Genomic DNA, 22,844 nt, shown 5'->3' on the forward strand with positions numbered 1-22,844 from the left:
TGAGGTAGAGCATAACAAGAAATTGAATGTGTCTGGAATAATGAAAACTACTATAGTACGGGAACATTTTTCTTTATTACGTTCCGATACTTGAACTAACAATCACTAGATTATGACAGGTAAAGAGGGCTTTAGAAATAGAATGGAGTGGAAGTATAATAGAAGAGTATTGGCAGTTCATACGTAGAAAGATTGATTGGCCGGTGTTTGTATGTAGTGGAGGGGTATTGTTGGCGTTTGTATTGTTTTCACTTTTTGAAGTGGAAGCGGTAAATGCATTTGTAAATAAGGGATTTGAATTATCTATTCGCTATTTCGGGGCATATTGGCAATTCCTAATGATTGCGACATTTGTAGTCGGAGCAGTTTTAGCCATATCAAAGTACGGAAATGTACGTTTAGGAGATTCCCCAAAACCTGAAATGAGTTATTTTAAGTGGGTGGCCGTTATTTTGACTACCGGACTTGGAGCAGGTGGAGTTTTTTGGGCAGCAGCAGAGCCTATGTATTACTTTTTAGACGTTCCTCCGATGCATAAAGGAATCACAGAAGGAACAGAAGAAGCAATTGGACCTGCGCTTGCCCAAAGTTATATGTCATGGGGGTTTACTGCATGGTCAGTGTATGGAGCGATCAGTGCGATCATCCTCATTTATGCGCATAAACATAAAGGAATGCCTTTGAAACCACGCACTCTTCTTTACCCTATTTTGAAAGAAAAAATCCTGACAAGTAAATGGGGCACAGCAGCAGATGTGTTTTGTATAATCGGGGCAGCAGCGGGAACAATTGGTCCGATCGGCTTTCTAGGTTTACAAGTCAGCTATGGACTCAGTTCTATTTTCGGAATCACCGATCAATTTACTATACAGCTCGCAGTCATCGCTATTTTGACTGGAGTTGTTCTGATATCTACGCTTACGGGCATCAATAGAGGGATACAATTTTTAAGTAAGCTGAATGTCAATATGGTAGCTGTGATTGCTGTATTTCTATTGTTGTTCGGGCCGGGATTATTCATCGTCAATTCTTTCCTGACCTCTTATGGAACATACGTCAGTGAATTTATTACTATCAGTACGTTTCGCGGAGACAATGCGTGGCTTGGTTCATGGATGTTATTTTTCTTCGGTTGGTTTATCGGATTTGGACCGTTAGTGGCGTTATTCGTAGCCAGGATCTCTAATGGAAGGAAGATCAGAGAGATATTTGTTGTAGTAGCCATTATTGCACCAGTTGTAGCCAATCTTTGGTTCACAATCCTCGGAGGTAGCGGTATATTCTATGAGCTGAAAAATGCGGGGTCAGTGAGTGAACCGTTAACTGAAGGCGGCTTGCCTAGTGCAATTATTGCAATAGCAGAGCAGATGCCGCTTGGAACTATCATGCCATCCGTTTTCTTGATACTGACCACTTTGTTTGTGGTAACTACGGTGGATTCAATGTCTTACTCGATATCCATGGCCGTAACAGGTGTGGGCAATCCACCAAAATCAGTTCGTGTATTTTGGGTTATGATCATGGCGACAATTGCTACGATACTTATAAAGATTGGCGGGGGTGGAATTGGGGCCTTACAATCCTTTGTAGTCATCGCAGCTGTCCCAGTATCCATTCTATTACTTCCTGTTATCTGGTATGCTCCCAAGGTAGCCAAAGAGCTAGCGGTCGAGCAAGGAATAATCAAAAAGTAAATACTATATGTACTAAACTGGATTTCGATGAATGAATAAATGAGCCCCTCATTTCTCGCTTGCTGTTCACGGACAAGCAGGCAATGAGGGGCGTTGCTATTTTATTGGAAATCATTCATTGATAATTATAAGTAATTCCTCTACATTCTTCCTTTCCTCAGCTTTAGGAATATGTGCAGGATAACCAATCATCAATGTCCCAACAATTTTTTCATCAGGTGCTACATCGATTGCGTTTTTAAATACTGGATCATGCGTCCAATCATTGGTACGCCAGATTATACCAATACCGCGTGCCCATGCGGCGAGCTGGAAGTTTTGAATCATTGCGGAAATTGCAGCATAGTCTTCATCCCAGCGTTTTTTACGTGAGTCTTCTGGCATGATGGCAACTAAGTGAAGGGGAATGTCGCGGAAATATGCTGCTTTGTTCTTAGCTTTATCTGGTAAGGCACCGTCTTGTTCTTGTGAAGCCAGAAACGCTTCCACGAATTTTTCCTTGCCAGCGTCTGTGTATAACTGAAAACGCCAAGGTTGAGTCAATTTATGGTTAGGTGCCCACTTCGCAACATTCAATAATTCAATCACTTCATCTATATCAACCGGATCTTTTTTAAACTTCTTAATAGAGCGTCTGCTCATGATTGATTTTTCTACATCGTTTTTTCCTTCGTAGCCCATAATGTAAAACTCCTTTACTTAAATAGAATCACTCTAAATGAAAACTATTATCAACTACTATCGTATCATAAAAAAACCCGAAAGAGCAAAGAATGCTCTTTCGGGGTACTGATCGTCTTATTTCAAGTAATAAATAGGGGAGCCAGGTCCAAGATCAATTCCTAGCAACATCCAAATAATTAACGTGGCGCTCCAGAATAGTAAGAAGAACATGGAATAAGGGAACATAACGGAAACGAGCGTTCCAATCCCCATTTTCTTATCGTACTTCTGCGCAAACGCAATAATGATCGCAAAATAGGTCATGAGTGGTGAAATGATATTGGTTGAAGAATCTGCCACACGATATGCCATTTGCGTCAGTTCAGGGGAATAGCCGAGCTGCATCATAATCGGTACGAAGACTGGTGCCATCATGGCCCATTTTGCAGATGCACTACCGATGAACAAGTTGATGAACGCCGCAATTAGGATGAACATCAGTAACAATGGAATTCCCGTTAAATTAATGCTATCAAGGAAGTTTGCGCCGTAAACACCTAACACTAAGCCCATGTTTGACTCTGAGAAAAAGGCAACAAACTGACTTGCCGTGAATGACAAGACGATAAACATTCCCATTGCAGACATCGTCGTGGACATCATAGCGGCTACGTCTTTGTCATTACGAATCAGTTTCGTTACTCTACCGTAGACAAGACCCGGCACAAAGAACAGGAATGCAATAATCGGCACGAGCGATTTCATGAATGGTGATTTGATGATTGGCATATCCGCTTCATCCCCACGCAATGGAGCACCCGGGAATACGACAAGAAGGGCAACCAATGCTCCTGCAACAACGACAGAAACACCTGCTAAAATCAACCCTTTCTTTTCAAGACGAGTCAGCTTTTCAACTTTCTCACGGAATTCACCGTTATATTCGCCAAGACGTGGTTCTACGATTTTTTCTGTGACCCACGCACCAACGATAGTCAGAACGATAACAGAAAATGCGATGAAGTAGTAGTTCATGGCAATATTCATACCTTCTGCGTATTCAGGATTGATGATTGCTGCTGACATGATCGTCAATTCGCCAAGTAATGCATCAGTACCAGAAAGTAACAAGTTTGCACTGAATCCACCGGAAACCCCAGCAAAGGCAGCTGCTAGACCCGCAAGAGGGTGTCTACCAAGTGCTGCGAACAATACCGCACCTAGTGGCGGTAAGACAACATAGCCTGCGTCAGACGCTACACTCGACATAACGCCTGCAAACACTAATCCAAGCGTGATCATTCGTTTTGGAACAGACATAACAAAGCCGCGAAGTAAAGCACTGATTAACCCTGAACCTTCCGCAACACCAATACCAAGCATCGTGATGAGTACGACACCAAGCGGAGCGAAACCGATGAAGTTATCGGTCATATTCGTAATGATGTAATGAATACCTTCACTACTCAGTAAATTATTTACTTCAATCATTTCGCCTTCTTTACCCGGATGTTCTGCACTTACGCCGAAGTAAGAGACAACTGCTGAGATGACGATTACCAATAAAGCCAAAACAGCAAATAATGTAACCGGATGTGGCAATCGGTTACCGGTTTTCTCGATCATATCCAAAAACTTCTGGAAAAATCCTTTTTTCTGTTGATCCATGATAATTTCCTCCCACTTAAAAAAACACTATTCAATCTATCACGAAAAGGTATAAATTTTTTAGACAGTATCAAGTATATAGAAGAACTCTGTTGAGTGAAATGCTTTATTGAAATAATTAAATTGGAAGATAGTTGCGACTATTGCAAGGAGGTTGAATAGTCTAAAACAAAAATAAACCTACCGAATAATAGGCAGGCAGGGGCTGATTAATTATTATAACTTTACATAGAATACATTTCACGTTGATTAAAATCCTTTGCAAGCAAGTAAAATGACTGCGAAATTGCCTCTCTCATAGACTGTGAGAACAATTTATTTTGGTCGCCTTTCCTTGAATCCACGCTTAAAAACCTCTTGTACATTATTGATTGTGACATATGCATCTTCGTCTACTTTCTCTAAAATACGTCGCAATTGAACAATTTCCGTCTGGTTAATAATAATATATAAAATTGCTTGTCTCTCGAGCGTATAGCCGCCGCGTCCATCGAGAATCGTGACACCTCTGCCCATTGTAGTGAGCAATTCTTGGCGAATGTCTTCTTGGTGTTTCGAAATAATCATCACGGCTTTACGATCATCTGCACCGTCGACGATTTTATCGATCACTTTTGCACCCACGTAGACAGCAACGAGTGTAAACATTGCTTTTTCTTTACCGATAACAAAAGCCGACAATAAAATGACGGAAATATCAATGACTAGCATCGCTTTCCCAACGCTCCATCCGAGCCACTGCTGAAGCATCCGTGCCAATGTTGTCGCACCTCCGGAAGTACCGCCAACACGAAAGATCATTCCGAGACCACCACCAACAAATAAACCGGCAAACAACGCAGCCAGTAATGTGTCACTGCCTAATTGTTCGCCCCAATTCTTCGTAAGCTCAAGGAAAACGGACGAGAAAATGATGGTGATAACCGTATAGATTATCGTCCGTTTACTAAAGAATTTGTACCCGATTGCAACGAGCGCTAAGTTGATTATGAAACTGACGAGTCCAGGAGACCATTCGAATAAATAGTATGTAATGATAGTAATCCCAATAACGCCACCTTCAGATAGCATATTTGGAATCGCAAAATAGTTAATTCCAAGTGCAAATATAAAGGATCCCAAGAGTAAAGCGGCGTAATCTACTAGTTTTCGTTGCATGCAATCCTTCCTTTCCGAAAGAGGCTGGGACAAAACCTCAAAAGGTGTGAAGGAGAAGACACCTTCATACCTTTTAATTCACTAAAAACTTATTTATAAAGTTTAATTAGTTAGTAATCAAGAGTGTACCGAAGCGGTAAAAGGACGACTCCTGCGGGATTCAGTGCGAATGTTGAGACCCCACAGGAGCGCCAGCGACGAGGAGGCTCAAGCGCGCCTTTTGTAGCGTAGGGGAACGGACTGTTTTTTAGTTATGTCCCAGCCTCATCAAATGACTTCTTTATAGTTTTTAGTCCACATCAATGAAAATTCCTTTAATAACCGGTATATCTTCATCATTTTTCCCTACATACGTACCGTAAACGGAAACTTCAGAGCCTTCCAAAATATCCATACGTTCTCCAAGTCGAATATCATTCACATATACGATTTCATCCGAGGATTCATCAGCGTTGCTTTGCACAGTTAATGTTCCTTCGTTAACAGCCGTCACAGTTCCAAGAAACTTTACTTTGGAATTGACAGGTACTTGGTCATCAGCAAACGCAACGTATTTATGCTCTATTGTATCTGCTTTTAGCCCTTTTTCTACTTCGTCGCCTGCTTGTTCTCTCGGTACTGTCTCTTCAACTGGTTCTGTTGATTCAATCGGATCTTTTGGTTCATCATTGCTACAAGCTGCTAGAACAGCAGTAGTTATCATTATTGCGAATAGCTTTTTCAAGTAAATCGCCTCCATTAGTAATCATAAGGAACTTTTGTAAAAAAGAAAACCTTTGTCTTCGATTGTAGTCATAAAAAAGATAGCAGGAATAGACTATATCAAAATGGTAATTACAATGGAAAGGATGGGGGAGTGAACAAGCTATTCACGAAATCTTCCTTGGCGTTGGTGATTTTAGTAGGGATTTGGGGTGTCAGTTGGCCAATTTACAAACTATCGATTGTGTATGCACCACCACTAGTATTCTCGGGAATGCGCGCATTGCTTGGTGGTTGTTTGATTGCACTGTTAATTATAAAACTGCGTGACAGGTTGCAATGGTGTCAACATTGGCGGAAGTATTGTATATCGGCTCTTTTCAATACCGTCCTATTTTTCGGATTACATACAATTGGGCTGCACTATTTGCCGGGCGGGTTATTCTCTGTACTTGTATATTTCCAGCCTGTTCTTCTTGGTCTATTTGCCTGGATGTGGTTGGGTGAAAGTATGACGGCAATTAAAGTAACCGGCCTGTTGATTGGATTCATCGGAATAGTTGTAGTTAGTGTTGAACATTTCAGTAACCAGATTTCGTTGCTCGGTGTGATACTAGGTGTATTGACCGCTTTCTTTTGGGCAATTGGAGTTGCCTATGTGAAAAAAGTAAGTGAGGAAATTGATGCGTACTGGATGGTAGCGATGCAATTTACTATAGGGGGTGTCGTGCTGCTAATAGTCAGTGCCGCTACAGAGAGCTGGTCTGCAATAGAGTGGCATCCTATGTATATTTTCGGACTCGGATTCGGTGCAACGATGGGTATCCCGGTTGCGTACATCATTTATTATTCACTCATTCGTGCGGGAGAGGCAAGTAAGGTGGCTGTTTTTACCTTTTTAGTTCCCGTAATTTCTGTGTTGATCAGCACAGTATTTGTCAGAGAGCCAATGACGCATACGTTGTGGGTAGGCTTGTTGCTTGTCGTTGTCAGTATCTGCTTCGTCAATTACCGCAAGAAGGTTCCTGTTACACTGATGGATATAAGTAATAAAGGATAATGAATAGATTTGATACTATTTTCAGCCATTCGATATATAACTATAATAAATGGCTATCTAACTGTACCCATACCGTTAAATTCCAAAACTGTACATTGGTTTTTGGGTTGCTATAATACGTGTACAATTACTTATTTTATTAGGAGTAGAGACTTATGAATATAAAATTAATGTGGCGTCAATTCTATCAATCGGAAGCGGCCAGAATGGTGTTTATTGCAATCGTGACAGCCCTTACCGGTGAATTGAAAGTGATGCCGTTTGACGGAGAAATATTTCGTTTTGCGCTTGGCGGTATTTTATTCTTTTTACTGATTCTGATCTATCCACCTGTTTCTATTTTGCGCACAGGATTTGTTACAGCAGTTACCGTAGTTGTATTTCGCGTAACGAAAGAACTATGGCTGGGTGCTGCTTTATTTGAAAGTTTACAGATGCATGTACCGGTTTTTTTATTTTACTTTATCATCGCGGTCGGCTGGCACTTTGTTGGACTTGAAAAGTATAAATCTTTCCCACTTCGACTTGGTGCGTTGGCCTTCCTATTTGAAGTAATTAGCAACACGTCTGAGCATGCACTGCGTAACTGGTGGCTGCATAGTTCACTACTTAATAGTAAAGAATGGGGAATACTCGTAGGCGTCGCGTTATTACGTAGTTTCTTCACAGTGGGGTTATATAGTTCCGTGGCAATATCAAAAGAGAAGCAGCGTGTAGAAGAGATGCTCGGAGTAGGTTCGGAACTATATGCGGAAGCGTTGTATTTGCAAAAATCCATGAATCATATAGAACAAATCACCGCGTCAAGCCATGACTTATACCGCAAGCTCAAAAAAGAGAATCAAAAGGAGCTTAGCAGCCAGGCGTTACACATCGCGCAGGAGATCCACGAAGTGAAAAAAGATTCCCAGCGTATTTTAGCAGGATTGTCAAAGTGGACAACTCGGCAACAGATAGAGGCATTTTACTTATCTGATTTACTCGACATGGTCGTCACTGCGAATGAAAAATATAGTGAAATGATTGGTAAGGAATGTGTATTGGAAACTACAATTCACGTGGACTTCCAAACGGGTCAGCACGTACCTTTACTTGCCGTGTTGAACAATTTGACAGCGAATGCGGTAGAAGCGATTGAAGAGAAAGGCCATATATTCATTACAATTGACAGTGATGAGGAATGGGTGTGTTTTAGTGTACGCGATACAGGAAAAGGGATTCCTATTGAGCATGAAGACGTAATTTTTGAACCGGGTTATACAACGAAATTTACGGATCAAGGAACGGCAGCAACAGGTATCGGGTTATCGCATGTTTCCACTATTATTGACGCGATGCAAGGTACGATTGTTGTAGAACGTCTGGATAAAGGTCTGATCGTAACCGTGAAAATCCCTATGAAATCCATCATGAAGGAGATAGAAACATGAGATATTTTATCGTAGATGATGACAAAGCAAGCCGTGTGATGCTGAAAAACATCTTGACTGAGGCGGAAGAGATGGTAATTGGAGAGGCGGATAGCGGAGTAAAAGCTATTCCTCAAATCTTATCCTTGGCTCCAGACGTTGTATTGATTGATTTATTAATGCCGGAACTTGACGGAATTGAAACGATTCAACAATTGAAAACAGAAGGCTACAGCGGCCAATTCATTATGTTGAGCCAAGTCGTCAATAAAGAAATGGTTGGAGAAGCTTATCAAGTCGGGGTAGAGTTCTTCATACATAAACCAATCAATCAAATAGAAGTCCAAAGTATAGTGCGACGTACAGCAGAACAGCTCCGCCTGAAAAACTCCTTACTCACGATTCGGGAATCATTGGCACAATTCGCTTCCGTCGAGCAGCCAAAAGTACAGCAACCGGTAAAAGATATTGTACTGAAAAAGTTACACGATATGGGAATCTACAGTGACAGCGCGAGCCGCGACATCATAGCGATCATGGAAGTCTTGACTGAACAACGAGCTATTCAGCTACCGCCTTTAAAAGGATTATATGAAGATGCCCTAACTAAACTAGGTGTACCTGATCAAGACATCCAAAAGGAAAGTAAGGCAATGGAACAAAGAATTCGTCGGGCGATCCTTACTGCAATGGAACACTTAGCATCACTTGGCGCAGTGGATTATACAATCGATGAATTTGAATACTATGCACCGCGCTTTTTTGATTTCCAAGAGATAAGCCTGCGAATGAAACAGATTCAAGAAGAAACTTTCGATAATAAGCCTATCAAAGTGAACAGTAAGAAGTTTTTGCATGTTTTATATATGGAGACGGTAGATAAACGAAAATAGTTTTTGTAGGATGCCGTAGAATTTTGTAGGCCCCCCGTAAGATATGAATAAGTTACTGAAAGAAAGCGTTTTCAGAGAACGTTAAAGGGGGATTATCGATGAGAAAGATATTTAAATTGTCTTTAGCTTACCAAATATTGATTGGATTGGTTTTAGGTATTGCAGTCGGTGCAATCTTCTACGGTAATCCTAGCGTAGAAAGATATTTACAACCAATCGGCACGATGTTCATCAATATGATTAAAATGATCGTAGTACCTATTATTATTTCAACGTTGGTAATTGGAGTAGCAGGTACAGGTGATATTAAGAAATTAGGAAAACTTGGCGGTAAAACGCTTTTATATTTTGAAATTGTTACAACGATTGCGATTATTGTTGGTCTTATGTCAGCGAATATTTTCAAACCGGGTGACGGCATTGATATGTCTTCTCTTGAGAAAGGTGACATTTCGCAATATGTTCAAACAACGGAAGAAGTGCAGAATGGCGGCTTCATGGATGTGTTGGTTGGCATCGTACCAAGTAATATCGTAGACTCGATGGCGAATGGTGATATGTTGCCAATCATTTTCTTCTCTGTATTATTTGGATTAGGCGTCGCGGCAATCGGAGAGCGCGGCAAACCGGTACTGGATGTTTTCCAAGGGGTCGCGGACGCGATGTTCTGGGTAACGAATATGATTATGAAATTTGCACCATTTGGTGTATTCGCGTTAATTGGTGTAACCGTATCCAAATTCGGTTTGGAATCACTCATTCCGATGGGTAAATTAATGGTTCTTGTATATGCAACGATGATATTCTTCATCATCGTCGTGTTAGGTGGAATCGCGAAGATAGTCGGCGTGAACATCTTCCACCTCATGAAAATCCTAAAGGACGAGTTAATTCTAGCGTTTTCTACGTCCAGTTCGGAAACCGTGTTACCGAAAGTGATGGAGAAAATGCAAAAGTTCGGTTGTCCAAAAGATATCGTATCTTTCGTGGTGCCGACCGGCTATTCGTTTAACCTAGACGGATCTACACTTTATCAGGCATTGGCGGCAATGTTTATTGCACAAATGTATGGAATTCAGTTGAGTATTACGGAACAAATCACATTGGTTTTGGTGTTGATGATTACGTCTAAAGGAATTGCGGGCGTACCTGGCGTTTCTTTCGTCGTGTTACTTGCAACGCTTGGAACAGTAGGCATTCCGCTTGAAGGATTGGCGTTCATCGCGGGTATCGACCGTTTGCTAGATATGGCACGAACAGTAGTAAACGTAGTCGGAAACGCACTTGCAACAGTTGTATTGTCGAAGTGGGAAGGTCGCTTTGGTGAAGAAACTGAGAAGGTAGAACGCGAACCAAAATTTGTCTTTGCAGAAGAGAAATTAGTTTAATCGAAGGCTGTCCTCATGAGTGAGGGCAGTTTTTTTGTGGTGTTTATGATGTCGGACAAGCATTATGACGGCATTCAATTGTAGGAATGCTTGATTTGTTATATGATTAACAGTATGAAATAACAAGAGTGCGGTTTTTACTAAGGAGGAAATGAAGTAATGAGCAATCAGCAAAATGATTTTACAAAATGGTATATCGACACAATCCAGAAAGCGGATTTAATGGATTATACACCAGTGCGTGGATGTATCGCATTTAAACCAGACGGCTATGAAATTTGGGAGCATATTCAAGATGAAATGAATCGTCGTTTTAAAGAAACGGGTCACCGTAATGCATATTTTCCCATGCTAATTCCGGAGTCGTTTTTCGAAAAAGAAAAAGATCATATCGAAGGGTTTTCTCCAGAATTGCCATGGGTAACAGAAGCTGCGGGCGAGAAATTGGAAGAACGTTTAGCGCTACGTCCGACGTCTGAAACGATGATTGGTCATTTGTATTCCGACTGGATCAAGAGCTATCGTGATCTTCCTGTATTGATCAACCAGTGGGCAAACGTATTCCGCTGGGAGAAAAAGACGTTACCATTCATTCGGACATCAGAATTTTTATGGCAAGAAGGACATACTGCACACGTAGATGAAGAAGAAGCGCGCCATGAGACGATGCAAATGTTGGAAATCTACAAAGATGTTGTAGAAGACCTACTTGCAATTCCTGTATATGACGGTCAGAAAACACCATCGGAGCGTTTTGCGGGTGCTATTGATACATTCTCGATTGAAGCGATGATGAAAGATGGTAAAGCAGTACAAGCCGGAACTTCACATTACCTCGGAACAAAGTTTGCGGAAGCATTTGATATCAAATACTTAACAAAAGAAAATAAGCATCAGTTCGTGCATACGACATCGTGGGGGACATCCACACGCTTGATCGGTTCTGTTATCATGGTACATGGTGACGAGCAAGGTCTTGTATTACCTCCGCGCATTGCACCGACACAAGTCGTGCTGATCCCAGTGGGTCCTTGGAAGAAGAATCCTGCCATCATGGAAAAGCTAGACGAAATCTACGCTGAATTGAAATCTAAAGGCATTCGTGTTCGTTTAGACGATTCTGACCAGTCTCCAGGTTTCAAGTTTAATGAATATGAATTAAAAGGTGTTCCAGTACGTCTAGAACTAGGACCACGTGATCTTGATAACAATCAAGCATTAATGAAAGCGCGTGACGGCGGCGAGAAAGTAGCAGTTGACCTGACTGAAGCTGTAGCGAGCATCGAGCAAGAACTACAGACGATGCAGAAGCGATTGCTTGAAAATGCTCGTACGTTCCGTGACGAACATTCCCATACGAACATCGATACGCTGGATGAGTTGCAGAAGCATATTGAAGATAGTGCGACAAACGAAGTAACTCCAGGCTGGATCCTTGCAGGCTGGTGTGGAGATGACGCATGTGAAGAACATGTCAAAGATGAAACGAAGTTTACAACACGTAATATTCCATTCAACCCACCGGCAGAGAAATCCACTTGTATTAATTGTGGAAATGAGTCGAAGCATACGGTTTGGTTTGCAAGAGCTTACTAATAGAGAAATTAAAAGCTGTCCCACGAAGTTTTGTGGGACAGCTTTTTTAGTGATGTTTAGTTTAAATGCTGTAGAGAGTGAATTTGTGAGTTTGATGGGATGGAAGCTCCAGCTGGGGACGCTTTCCGGAGGGCGTGGCTTACTCAAATACTAGCAATAAAAGCGAAGCGTTAGGAGCGTATCTTTGCACTAGTCGAACTGGTTAGCTCATCGCGGCCCATCCGAAGCGCCAATTCCTACCCCAACACAAATATCAGCCATTCTTTCTGGAGTTAGTCGTCCAGCTTTAACCCTTTCAAAGCATCTGCAAATGGATTATTGACAGGCTCATCATCATTGTTTTTCTTTAAATACTTCTGCACATCGCGCTTATTGACCTTACCTTTTGAATTCTTCTCACGTCGCGCTTTAAACGTAGAAAGCTTTTCACGATAACCACACTTACATGTAAAGATCTGTCCGTCGCCTTCGCCTCGTAGCTCCATTTTCTTTTTACATTGTGGACAGCGTGCGTTCGTGACACGGGAGACGTTTTTACGGTGACCACACTCACGATCCTGACAAACGAGCATCTTGCCGTGCTTGCCATTTACTTCAAGCATCGGCTTGCCGCAGTCTGGACATGTTTTCGTAGAAATATTATCGTGCTTAAACTTCGCTTCGCTCGCTTTAATCTCTGAAACAATTTCCTTCGTATAGCCCTTCATTTCATTAATGAAATCTTCTTTTTTCAGCTGACCTTTTGCAATCTTCTCTAGTTTCAATTCCCACTCCGCTGTCAGCAAAGGAGATTTCAATTCATCCGGTACTAATTCGAGCAACTGTTTTCCTTTGTTCGTGACGTGGATGTCTTTTCCGCGTTTTTCGATCAGGAATGAGTTAAAGAGCTTATCGATAATATCAGCACGCGTTGCCACGGTTCCTAGTCCGCCTGTGGATTTCAATGTATCAGCAAGTTTCTTATCCTGTGTACCTATATATTTCGTTGGATTTTCCATTGCAGATAATAATGTAGCTTCATTGAATCGGGCAGGGGGCTTCGTTTGTCCAGAAGTTTCTTTGATAAGTTTGATGTCTAGCTTATCGCCTGCTACGAGCTTAGGTAATAATTGTTCTTTTGTGTCCTGTTCAGTTTCTTCTTCATCGAATTGGTTATTATAAACTTCTTTCCAACCAGCGGCCAAAATGGTTTTTCCGCGTGCTGTGAATCGTTCGTCTGCAATTTTTGCATGAACCGTTAGTTGTTCGTATTCATGTGCTGGGAACAGAACGGCTAAGAATCGCTTAACAACCAGATCATAGATTTTCCGTTCGCGATCGGACAATTTGTCGAGTAATACGATTTCTTCTGTCGGAATGATTGCGTGGTGATCGGATACTTTGCTATCGTCAACAAAGGACTTACTCGTCTTCAGCGGTTTCTTCAATATTTTATTCGCAAGTGCACGATATTCGCCTATACCGACAGTTTTCAAGCGCTCGGGAAGTGTTGCAACGAGATCGCTTGAAAGGAAGCGAGAGTCGGTGCGTGGATAGGTAAGTATTTTATGTTGTTCATATAATTTCTGCATGATGTTTAGTGTATCTTTTGCCGAGTAGCCAAACATTTTGTTGGCATCACGCTGTAATTCAGTTAAATCGTATAGACCTGGTGAGAATGTCTTTTTCGCTTTCTTCTCGACATTTTCAATTACAGCTTGTTTGCCATCCACTTTTTGGACGATGGCAGATAGTTTATCACGGTCAAATGATCGGGTATCGCCTGTTTTTGCATCCTGCCATGTCAGTTTTAATTTAGAGTCAGACTGTGCTTCGATGCCGTAAAAAGTTTTAGGACGGAAGGTGTTAATTTCCTCTTCACGCTGTGCAATAATTGCAACGACAGGCGTCTGCACACGTCCGCAATTCAGTTGTGCGTTGAATTTGGTTGTCAGTGCGCGCGTGGCATTGAGACCGATATACCAATCAGCTTCAGAGCGGGCGACTGCAGCTTCAAATAAATTTTCATAAGCTGTACCAGGTTTTAACTGAGCGAAACCATCTTTAATTGCTTTGTCCGTTACGGATGAAATCCATAGACGTTTAATCGGCTTCTTAACTTTCGCTTTTTCAATAATCCAACGTGCGACTAATTCTCCTTCACGTCCAGCATCTGTCCCGATAATGATATCTGAAACGTCCGTGCGAAGTAGTTGTGCTTTTACGGCATTATATTGTCTGCTCGTTTGTTTAATGACGGTAAGTTTCAAGTCCTTGGGCATCATCGGTAGATCATCTAGTTTCCACGTCTTGAATTTCGTATCATAATTTTCTGGATCAGCGAGTGTCACCAAGTGTCCAAGAGCCCATGTCACGATATATTTATCGCCTTCTAAATAGCCGTTACCTTTTTTATTGCAGTTCAGCACGCGGGCAATATCCCTCGCCACGGAAGGCTTTTCCGCGAGTACTACACTTTTTTTCATATAATGAACTCCTTTTTTATACATGTCGAAAAACTCCTCCAATAGATAAGGTTTATGGCCTTACGCTAAATGAAGAAGTTACTTACTAAAAAGTGTAAACCAGACCGCTACTTTCGTCAATTAAGGCGGAGTGACAATACAAGACTGAACGCAGGATTATTTTGTATACTGTAAGTAACACTATAGAAACGAGGGATTTCAATGTCAGAACTAAGAGATCGTTTAATGGCCGATATAAGGACAGCAATGAAGGAAAAAGACACAATGAAGAAAGGTGTCATCAATTTATTGAGAGCAGGTCTACAGAATGAATCACTAGATCTAAAGCGTGAACTGACGATCGAAGAAGAAATCAAAATCGTTCAGCGTGAGCTCAAGCAAACCAAACAATCGCTTGAAGAAGGTCAAAAAGCCAATCGCGAAGACATCGTGGAAGCAGAAAAAGCGAAGATCGCGATTGTCGAATCGTATTTGCCGAAGCAGATGAATGTGGAAGAAGTAAAAGAATTGATAGCATCATTAGGCATTCCAACCGATGCATCAATGGGGCAGACAATCGGCGTTGTAATGAAGGAAGTTGCTGGTCGTGCAGAAGGAAAGACTGTTTCGCAGGCAGTAAAAGAGTATTTGCAGAATTGAATTACCAATCGGGAACTGGGCGACAAGTCGTGTACTTGTCATCCAGTTCTTTTATTTTTCAAACGAAGCCCGTAATACGTAAACCACGTCGTATTCTTTTAATTCGTCCAAGTAGCCTTCTTTTTGTTCATAAAAATCGTTAGATAACGTACTAGTCGGTGAACCCTCTGTCGTAGATGTGTAGATGATACCGGCCAACAACATGTTATCCGAGAGAAGTAAACCTTCTTGTGGATTGGTATTAAATAGAGTCGCCATGTCATCCATACTCTTAAGTTCTTCTTGATTACTCACACTCGCAGAGCCTTTAGCGTCACTAACACTTGCGGAGAATAATAATTGTTCCTCGAGTGTTTGTGTGACCGTCAAAACGATACTACCCTTCGTCGACTCACCAGGCAGTGGAGTAGATAACTCGCTGATTGGTTCTGCAACCTTCTTACCTTTTTTGTACTTTTCTACCCACAAAGTTACCTTTTTATAGTTTTGATCGGCAGTATAATCAAAGACAAATGCAGTATTGGCAGCTGTTTCAAGTATTTGTTTTTCACGATCTGTAAGTTCAGGCATCGTCAATTTATTCGTATCGGTTGCTGCACAGGCACTTAGAAATAATATGTAACTTAAGAGAGCTATACTCATCCATTTTTTCATCGCATATGCCTCCTTATCTATATATTTTATTATAACATTTTCCAGTATTGTCTGAAGCCATTGGGCATTCCGAATATGTAAAAGAAACCTATCTATTATTATTAAATATGTACTAGTTAACTAAAAAGGAGGAGATGAATTGTTGCGAGTGTCAAGTGGCCGTGGTAATTTGACGAGTTAGGTAGAGAAGTTTATACGCGAGGGCGTGCACGCGTTATGATGGGGGCAACAACCTACGTGTTGCGTGGATGGATTAATTAAATAAACTAAAAACAGTCACCAGCATTTTTCTGCCAGCGACTGTTTTTAATTTACTGGATGCCTTGGTAAGTAGAAGAGGGCTGTTCCGTTTTGCTCATTAAACCGTATAAGCGATCATAATGTTCGATCAACCGCTCTAAGACGGTGTACAAGTGCTCTATCAGCGTGCACACCCGCACTATCATGCACCGCACGCGCTCATACTTGCCCTGTAACCGCTCAATACGTACAACAACGGCTGCACTTTCGGCACTACTCCAACAAACCCTGTTCTTTCAAAAATGCCTCTGCTACTGTTTTCGCACTAGCACCTTCCGCGTTCACTTGATAATTCATTTCACGCATCTCATCGTCCGTCACGATTCCGGCTAGGCTATTTAACGCTTCCTCAAGTTCAGGATACTTCTTCAACGTCTCTTTGCGAAGCAATGGCGCGCCTTGATACGGTGGGAACAGTTCTTTGTCGTCTTCTAGAACTGACAAATCATATTCGCGTAGCTCGCTATCTGTCGAATAGGCGTCCATCAAGTTGATTTCGCCTGCCTCTATAGCTTGATAGCGCAGCTTCGGTTCCATCGTTTGGATGGAAGGGAACGTAATGCCATAAAGCTTTTGAATGCCTAGGTATCCATCTTCACGGTCATTAAATTCGAGAGTAAAGCCCGCTTTTGCGGCCTGTTCAACTGCGGCTAGATCAGAAATTGTTTTAAGTCTGTACTCTTCTTGGAATGCTTTGGAGACAGCGAGTGTATACGTATTATTGAAGGACATCGGTGTCAGGAATGTCATATTAAATTGTTCGTCTAGTCCTTTTCGCGCTTGCTCATAGACTTCGTCCCGGTCATTGCTGACGGCTTCTTCCTTCAAAAACTCGGATATAGCCGTACCTGTAAACTCCGGGTACAAATCGATGCTTCCAGATTTCAGTGCATTGAAGACGAATGACGTTTTACCGAGCCCTGGTTTTAATTCCACGGAGAGATCCGTTTGGTCTTCGATCAATAGTTTGTACATATTAATAAGAATTTCAGGTTCTGCGCCAAGTTTGGCACCAATGACTATTTCTTGTTTGGAGTTACCGCCTATGAATGGAGCTGCAATCATCAGAACCGCTACAATAACGAAAATGACAAACGCGGTAATAGCTTTTCTAAACGAAAGACCTTCAAATATCTTTAATAGGTAATCGAAGAAAAGTGCTAGTAACGCTGCAGGTATAGCGCCTAGGACGATTAATGATGGATTATTACGATCAATACCAAGCAATATCAAATCACCTAGTCCACCTGCGCCAATCAAAGCCGCTAATGTCGCTGTTCCGACAATCAATACCATCGAAGTGCGGATACCTGCCATGATGATCGGCATTGCGAGCGGTAATTCAACTTTCATCAGCCTTTTTCGGGTATTCATTCCCATCGCAGTCGCTGCTTCTTTAAGTGAAGGATCCACTTCTTTAATGCCCGTGTATGTATTACGTAAAATGGGCAACAACGCATAGACGACTAACGCTATAATTGCGGGTATTTTCCCTATACCGAATAAAGGAATCAATAGACCGAGAAGTGCAAGGGAAGGAATCGTCTGCAATACAGCGCTTGCACCGATGACAGATTCCGCCATTTTTCGCCGATTTGTCAAATAGATGCCAAGTGGAACAGCAATTAGTACCGCAATTAATAAGGAGATTAATGAGATTTGAATATGTTCGATCAGAGCTTCCAGTAATTGACCGCGCCGATTTTGAAGAACAGCCAGGAAACTATTCATTCGTTATACCTCCTTTACGTGACTGCTCCGCCAAAAAGTGGAGTATTCCTTCTCGTGTAACCATTCCAACAACGTGTCCGTCTTGTTCAATCGCGACTTGGTCATTAGAAGCCAAGAACTGTAAGAGCGGCCCCCATTCTGAGTCAATCGGGATCGCGAAAGCCAGCGATAGATTTGTAGGAATCTCCTCTAGATGATCCGCAATGGAAAATGTGCGTGCTGCAGCCGATGCGGTAAATTCGCGCACGAACGGTGAAGCGGGCCTAGTAAGAATTTCTTGCGGAGTTGCAATTTGCTCGATTTTACCCTCATTCATGATACAGACCCGATCACCTAATTTAAATGCTTCTTGTAAATCATGTGTGACGAATACAATAGTTTTATGAATTCGTTGCTGTAAATCCAGTAGATCATCCTGAAGTTTCAAACGACTAATTGGATCCAGTGCGCTAAATGGTTCATCCATCAATAGAATATCTGGGTCTGCTGCAAGTGCGCGCACAACGCCTACTCGCTGTTGCTGACCACCTGACAATTCACTCGGTTTACGTTTTCTATACACTTTGGGATCCAGTCCCACCATTTCAAGTAGTTCCGTTACACGTTCGCGAACTTTTTTCTTTTTCCAGCCGACCAATTCCGGGACAATTGCAATGTTTTCTTCGATTGTCATATGAGGAAATAAAGCGATTTGTTGTAATACATAGCCGATTTGCCAACGAAGCTCATGGATTGAATAATCACTGATTCGCTTGCCATCGAGCCAAATCGTGCCTTTTGTAAGTGGGATCAGTCGGTTGATCATCTTAAGCGTGGTGGTCTTTCCGCAACCACTTGGTCCCACTAGAACAAGAAACTCCCCCCGCTGAATCTCTAAATTCACCGATTCCACGACTAGGCGTGACATATCATAACTTTTTGAAACTTCTTCAAAACGAATCATCGAAACCCCACCTTTTTAGTATAATTTTCACATAGTGTCGAAAGAATAGAAAGTTATATCCCTTCGAGAAGAATAATGAAAATTCGTGCATTGTAATAAGCCGTTCATTTTCCGTTCACCTTCACAAGATAAGATGTGAGTATAAAGAATAACACGGAGGCGTTCATATGAAAATCGCATGGAAAGAAATGAAGAAAAGCAAAGCCAAGTTTCTGATTCTCGGATCTATTATATTTCTCGTCAGCTTCTTGACGTTTATTATTTCAGGACTAGCAAATGGATTATCTCAGGATAATGCTGCGCTAATAAAAGATTTACCTGACGGACAATTTTATCTAAGTAAAGATGCAGATAGTACGTATAATCTCTCCAAAATAGACGAAGAGGTTCAAAAGCAAATACTTATAGACAATCCTAATGCAACCGCATTTTCGGTTCAAATGGGATTTGTCAACGATGCGGAAGATAAGCAGCATAGTGTAGCATTCGTTGCATCTACTGAGTCAAAGCTATTTGAAAATGTCAAAGATGGGGAAATCGTTCTGGATAGCTCTTTGAAAGAAGACGGTATTGAAGTCGGTGACGTCTTAACTAACAATCAATTTAGTGGAGAATTCATTGTAAAAGGATTTGTGGAGCAGCAGAAATACAGTCACGCACCCGTTGCATTCATTGGAATGACGAACTACCAAGAGATCTACTGTGTGATGGAAATGCAGACGATTTTCATTCCGGGAAAAGATGCACCAACACTGAGTGCACTCGATTCTTTTTCGAATAAAGAGTTCTTACATGCAATTCCGAGTTACAGTGCAGAGCAGATGTCATTGAATATGATTGTCTGGTTCCTTGTCATCATCAGTGGTATGTTGTTTGCAATTTTCTTCTATATGATGAATGTTCAGAAGATCGGGTTGTACGGCATATTGAAAGCGATTGGTATGAAGACGATTTCGTTATTCAAGATGATTTGGTATCAGATGCTAGTCATTACCGCTATTTCACTCGTATTGTCCATTGCGCTCAGCCAAGCATTCAGTTTTGTTGCCCCTGAAGGCATGCCGTTCCACTTAACGATGGATACAGTATGGATGCTATCCGCAGTATTTATGGCGGTCGGTTTTATCGGTGCGACCATTTCAGGAATCCAAGTGAAAAATATTGAACCGCTTCAAGCGATTCAACAAGGAGAGATGTAATATGTCTGCCTTTACTATTGATCAAGTAAAAAAGACGTTTTCCAATGGAGAAATTGAAGAAGAGATATTAAAAGGTGTGAATTTGTCGTTGAAAGAAGGGGAAATTACCGCGTTGATCGGCCCTTCAGGTTCTGGGAAATCGACAATTTTGACGATTGCTGCAGGTTTGCAAAGAGCCTCTGGCGGTGAGATATTATTTGAAGGAAATGACATGACGAAGATGAGTCAGGAAGAGGTTCGTCATGTTCGTGCAACAGACTTCGGATTTGTTTTTCAGTCTTCCCACTTAGTTCCTTTTTTGACGGTGGAAGAGCAACTGCAGTTGATGCTTGACGTAGCGGAAACGAAAACGAGTAAAAAGGAACAGGCCAAAGCAATAGATAAGATGTTAAAGTTAGTTGAAATGCAGCACCGCAAAGATGCGTATCCTTCTTCTTTATCAGGAGGAGAGCGTCAACGTGTGGCGATTGCTCGTGCGATCATCCATCATCCGAAAATATTGTTTGCGGACGAACCCACTGCAAGTCTTGATACGAAACGCTCAAAAGGTGTGATGGAATTATTGCGGGAACTAACACGTACATTAAATTTAACGACATTGATGGTGACGCATGACGAAGAGATGCTACCGTATGTTGATAGGGTTATTACGATGCGGGATGGTTATATAGTAGAATAAAACAGTAGACCTATCGATACAATGACTAATGAACATCGTGATCAATTAAAGATAGCATTATCAACAAGGACGAAGTATGAACGAAGCCAGAAGAGAAATAAGCTCTTCAACACGTCTGTCACATATAGTGGCAGGCGCTTTCTTCTATGGTAAACTAGTGGCTAAAGAAGAGAAAAGGGGAGAATGACTGTGAAATCACCATTTACATTTACACATACAAAGCCAGCGAAGTCAGAAGAAAAACAACCTGCGCTATTTTTACTTCATGGAATGGGGAGTCATGAAGGAGATCTACCACAATTAGTTCAAGAATTTAAAGAAACACATCATATTTTCAGTTTGAGGGGTCCTGTCGTTCATGCGCCAGGCTATGCATTTTTCACAATTGAAGAAGAAGGAAAGCCGGTCCGTGAAGTATTTGATAAAGTGCTCGTCTACATCCAATCATTTATTCGTGAAGCCATCCAGGAGTATGATCTAGATCCTGAGCGTTTGACGGTCATCGGTTTCAGTCAGGGAGCCGCCCTTGCACAGGCGCTGGGTGTAACGTTGATACCTTCACTCCATGGAGTGGTGGCACTTAGTGGATACGTACCTGATTTCGTCAAGAGTGAATACGCAATACAGTCCGTGGAAAATCAACACGTATTCATTTCCCATGGTGACTATGACTATATAATTCCATCCCAATCTGGAGTGGAAAGCAAGGAATACTTTGAATCACTCGGCGCGGATGTTACGTTCAAAACATATAATGATGGACATGGCGTAACGCCAGAGAATCAACAAGACTTGGCGACGTTTATTCGGTCGCTATAAGGAGTTGGCCGGTTGAACATCAAACCGTTTTGGCCACTTATGCAACTACCGTTCCCCGTCACTTCATTGCGTAGAGTGGATAGGTCGGAATATGAAACAAACGAGACTTCACTAAATTAGTGGGGTCTCGTTTGATCTATCATTTATTTGTATTTTACTAATGAAAAGAGTGACCAGTTGACCGAAAATGAAGCGTGTACGTCTCGGACGCCGATCAATTTTACGTTTACTCGGCTCGTCTTAACCGCAATTTCCTATTCATCGCAAACCGTTGCAACATAGCCGGCCACGTCATCCCGAACAAAACGAGGAAAATGCCAAGAAACTGCAATAACGTTAATCTTTCGCCGAGCAACAACATCGAAGCTATAATCGCTACGGGCAACTCAACAGCGCTTAAAATAGAAGACATGCCTGCGCCGACTTTCGGTACTCCGATAGAAAATAAGAAGATGGGAAGAACAATGCCAAATACACCTAAAATGGTGCCATAAATCCACAATCCATCACCTAACATCCCGTTCCATAAAATTTCGGGAGACTGGAAAAAAGTGATTGCAATCGCTGCATAAAACGACATTAAGAACAACCGCGTCACCACATCCATACCTGGTACTGGCTTCTGATTCGCTGTAACGAACGCTGCGAAACTAAACGCTGCAGCAAGTCCCCATGCCCATCCTTGCCATGGAATCCCGCTTACATCCACGTCAATCAATCCTGCAGCTAAAATCGTTCCACCGAATAGAAAGACAAGAGATACTACTTCTGATTGTTTAGGCAAACGCTTGGATAATACACATTCATAGAGCATGCCGATCCATGTAAATTGAAAGAGTAATACGACTGCTAAGGAAGCAGGCATATATTCAACGGCTTTCCCATAAACCGTTCCAGTAATTGCTGTGAATAATCCCGCAATTAGAACGGGGAAACTTCCACGGATTGTCGGTAAGCCGCGTTTAACTAGAATAAATATAATAAGAGCTAAAAGAAATCCTGTATAATATTGGCTCGTCACTGCCTCTGAAGCGGTGAAGCCATCTTGAATAGCTAATTTGATAATCGTTGATAAAATTCCATAACATGCAGCCCCAAATACAACGAGCAACGGATACATCCACAGTTTCATCGGTACAACCTCCATTTCCATCGGATCATAGTATATCATGAAAATGGTTTTT

Annotated in this window: 19 protein-coding genes; 10 read left to right on the plus strand and 9 right to left on the minus strand. The window is 41.7% G+C overall.

Annotation, left to right across the window (positions count from 1 at the left end; genetic code table 11):
- Positions 1-179: 179 nt before the first annotated feature.
- Positions 180-1,694: a BCCT family transporter gene (locus CSV75_RS11800; RefSeq protein ID WP_233191665.1), complete on the plus strand. Its 1,515-nt coding sequence runs from the start codon at positions 180-182 to the stop codon at positions 1,692-1,694.
- A 111-nt stretch (positions 1,695-1,805) separates the two neighbouring features.
- Here CSV75_RS11800 and CSV75_RS11805 read toward each other — a convergent pair whose 3' ends face one another.
- From CSV75_RS11805 to CSV75_RS11820, 4 genes are all read right to left on the minus strand, one after another.
- Positions 1,806-2,375 carry a nitroreductase family protein gene (locus CSV75_RS11805; protein WP_099675985.1) on the minus strand — a complete coding sequence of 190 codons (570 nt, stop codon included), beginning with the start codon at positions 2,373-2,375 and terminating at the stop codon, positions 1,806-1,808.
- A gap of 117 nt (positions 2,376-2,492) precedes the next feature.
- The gene (locus CSV75_RS11810) at positions 2,493-4,025 is read right to left on the minus strand and encodes an AbgT family transporter (RefSeq protein ID WP_099675986.1); all 1,533 of its coding nucleotides are present in this window, start codon (positions 4,023-4,025) and stop codon (positions 2,493-2,495) included.
- Between the two features lie 315 nt (positions 4,026-4,340).
- The gene (locus CSV75_RS11815) at positions 4,341-5,183 is read right to left on the minus strand and encodes a YitT family protein (RefSeq protein ID WP_099675987.1); all 843 of its coding nucleotides are present in this window, start codon (positions 5,181-5,183) and stop codon (positions 4,341-4,343) included.
- 289 nt (positions 5,184-5,472) lie between these two features.
- Positions 5,473-5,907 (minus strand): hypothetical protein, encoded by a 435-nt coding sequence (locus CSV75_RS11820; protein ID WP_099675988.1) that lies wholly within the window; start codon positions 5,905-5,907, stop codon positions 5,473-5,475.
- A 132-nt stretch (positions 5,908-6,039) separates the two neighbouring features.
- Between CSV75_RS11820 and CSV75_RS11825 the strand changes: the two genes are divergently transcribed.
- The 5 genes from CSV75_RS11825 (at position 6,040) to proS (ending at position 12,231) form a co-directional block, all read left to right on the plus strand.
- Positions 6,040-6,945, plus strand: a complete 906-nt coding sequence (locus CSV75_RS11825) for a DMT family transporter (protein WP_099675989.1) — start codon at positions 6,040-6,042, stop codon at positions 6,943-6,945.
- A 155-nt stretch (positions 6,946-7,100) separates the two neighbouring features.
- Entirely contained in the window at positions 7,101-8,375 is a 1,275-nt protein-coding gene (locus tag CSV75_RS11830; protein ID WP_099675990.1) for a sensor histidine kinase, read from the plus strand.
- The gene (locus tag CSV75_RS11835) at positions 8,372-9,247 is read left to right on the plus strand and encodes a response regulator (protein ID WP_099675991.1); all 876 of its coding nucleotides are present in this window, start codon (positions 8,372-8,374) and stop codon (positions 9,245-9,247) included. Before CSV75_RS11830 ends, CSV75_RS11835 begins: the two co-directional genes overlap by 4 nt.
- A gap of 98 nt (positions 9,248-9,345) precedes the next feature.
- On the plus strand, positions 9,346-10,635 hold the full coding sequence (locus CSV75_RS11840; RefSeq protein WP_099675992.1) for a cation:dicarboxylate symporter family transporter: 1,290 nt from the start codon (positions 9,346-9,348) through the stop codon (positions 10,633-10,635).
- 159 nt (positions 10,636-10,794) lie between these two features.
- Complete coding sequence (gene proS, locus CSV75_RS11845; protein ID WP_099675993.1) at positions 10,795-12,231, plus strand: proline--tRNA ligase; 1,437 nt, start codon at positions 10,795-10,797, stop codon at positions 12,229-12,231.
- Between the two features lie 272 nt (positions 12,232-12,503).
- On the opposite strand, the gene CSV75_RS11850 is transcribed toward proS, so the two are convergent.
- Positions 12,504-14,696, minus strand: coding sequence for a DNA topoisomerase III (locus CSV75_RS11850; RefSeq protein WP_099676131.1), 2,193 nt, complete (start codon positions 14,694-14,696; stop codon positions 12,504-12,506).
- A gap of 201 nt (positions 14,697-14,897) precedes the next feature.
- Here CSV75_RS11850 and CSV75_RS11855 point away from each other — a divergent pair, with 201 nt between their 5' ends.
- Positions 14,898-15,335 carry a GatB/YqeY domain-containing protein gene (locus CSV75_RS11855; RefSeq protein ID WP_099632016.1) on the plus strand — a complete coding sequence of 146 codons (438 nt, stop codon included), beginning with the start codon at positions 14,898-14,900 and terminating at the stop codon, positions 15,333-15,335.
- A 51-nt stretch (positions 15,336-15,386) separates the two neighbouring features.
- On the opposite strand, the gene CSV75_RS11860 is transcribed toward CSV75_RS11855, so the two are convergent.
- From CSV75_RS11860 to CSV75_RS11870, 3 genes are all read right to left on the minus strand, one after another.
- Entirely contained in the window at positions 15,387-15,989 is a 603-nt protein-coding gene (locus CSV75_RS11860; protein ID WP_099675994.1) for a hypothetical protein, read from the minus strand.
- A 513-nt stretch (positions 15,990-16,502) separates the two neighbouring features.
- Complete coding sequence (locus CSV75_RS11865; RefSeq protein WP_099675995.1) at positions 16,503-18,020, minus strand: ABC transporter permease/substrate-binding protein; 1,518 nt, start codon at positions 18,018-18,020, stop codon at positions 16,503-16,505.
- The gene (locus CSV75_RS11870) at positions 18,013-18,963 is read right to left on the minus strand and encodes an ABC transporter ATP-binding protein (RefSeq protein ID WP_099675996.1); all 951 of its coding nucleotides are present in this window, start codon (positions 18,961-18,963) and stop codon (positions 18,013-18,015) included. Before CSV75_RS11870 ends, CSV75_RS11865 begins: the two co-directional genes overlap by 8 nt.
- Positions 18,964-19,130: 167 nt before the next feature.
- On the opposite strand from CSV75_RS11870, the gene CSV75_RS11875 reads away from it, so the two are divergent.
- From CSV75_RS11875 to CSV75_RS11885, 3 genes are all read left to right on the plus strand, one after another.
- Positions 19,131-20,162: an ABC transporter permease gene (locus CSV75_RS11875; protein WP_099675997.1), complete on the plus strand. Its 1,032-nt coding sequence runs from the start codon at positions 19,131-19,133 to the stop codon at positions 20,160-20,162.
- Position 20,163: 1 nt separating this feature from the next.
- The gene (locus CSV75_RS11880) at positions 20,164-20,841 is read left to right on the plus strand and encodes an ABC transporter ATP-binding protein (protein WP_099675998.1); all 678 of its coding nucleotides are present in this window, start codon (positions 20,164-20,166) and stop codon (positions 20,839-20,841) included.
- 189 nt (positions 20,842-21,030) lie between these two features.
- Entirely contained in the window at positions 21,031-21,660 is a 630-nt protein-coding gene (locus CSV75_RS11885; protein WP_099676132.1) for an alpha/beta hydrolase, read from the plus strand.
- A 226-nt stretch (positions 21,661-21,886) separates the two neighbouring features.
- On the opposite strand, the gene CSV75_RS11890 is transcribed toward CSV75_RS11885, so the two are convergent.
- Positions 21,887-22,792 (minus strand): EamA family transporter, encoded by a 906-nt coding sequence (locus CSV75_RS11890; RefSeq protein WP_099675999.1) that lies wholly within the window; start codon positions 22,790-22,792, stop codon positions 21,887-21,889.
- Positions 22,793-22,844 lie beyond the last annotated feature (52 nt).

Origin of the sequence: Sporosarcina sp. P18a (genome assembly GCF_002743135.1) — a bacterium.
GTDB lineage: Bacteria > Bacillota > Bacilli > Bacillales_A > Planococcaceae > Sporosarcina.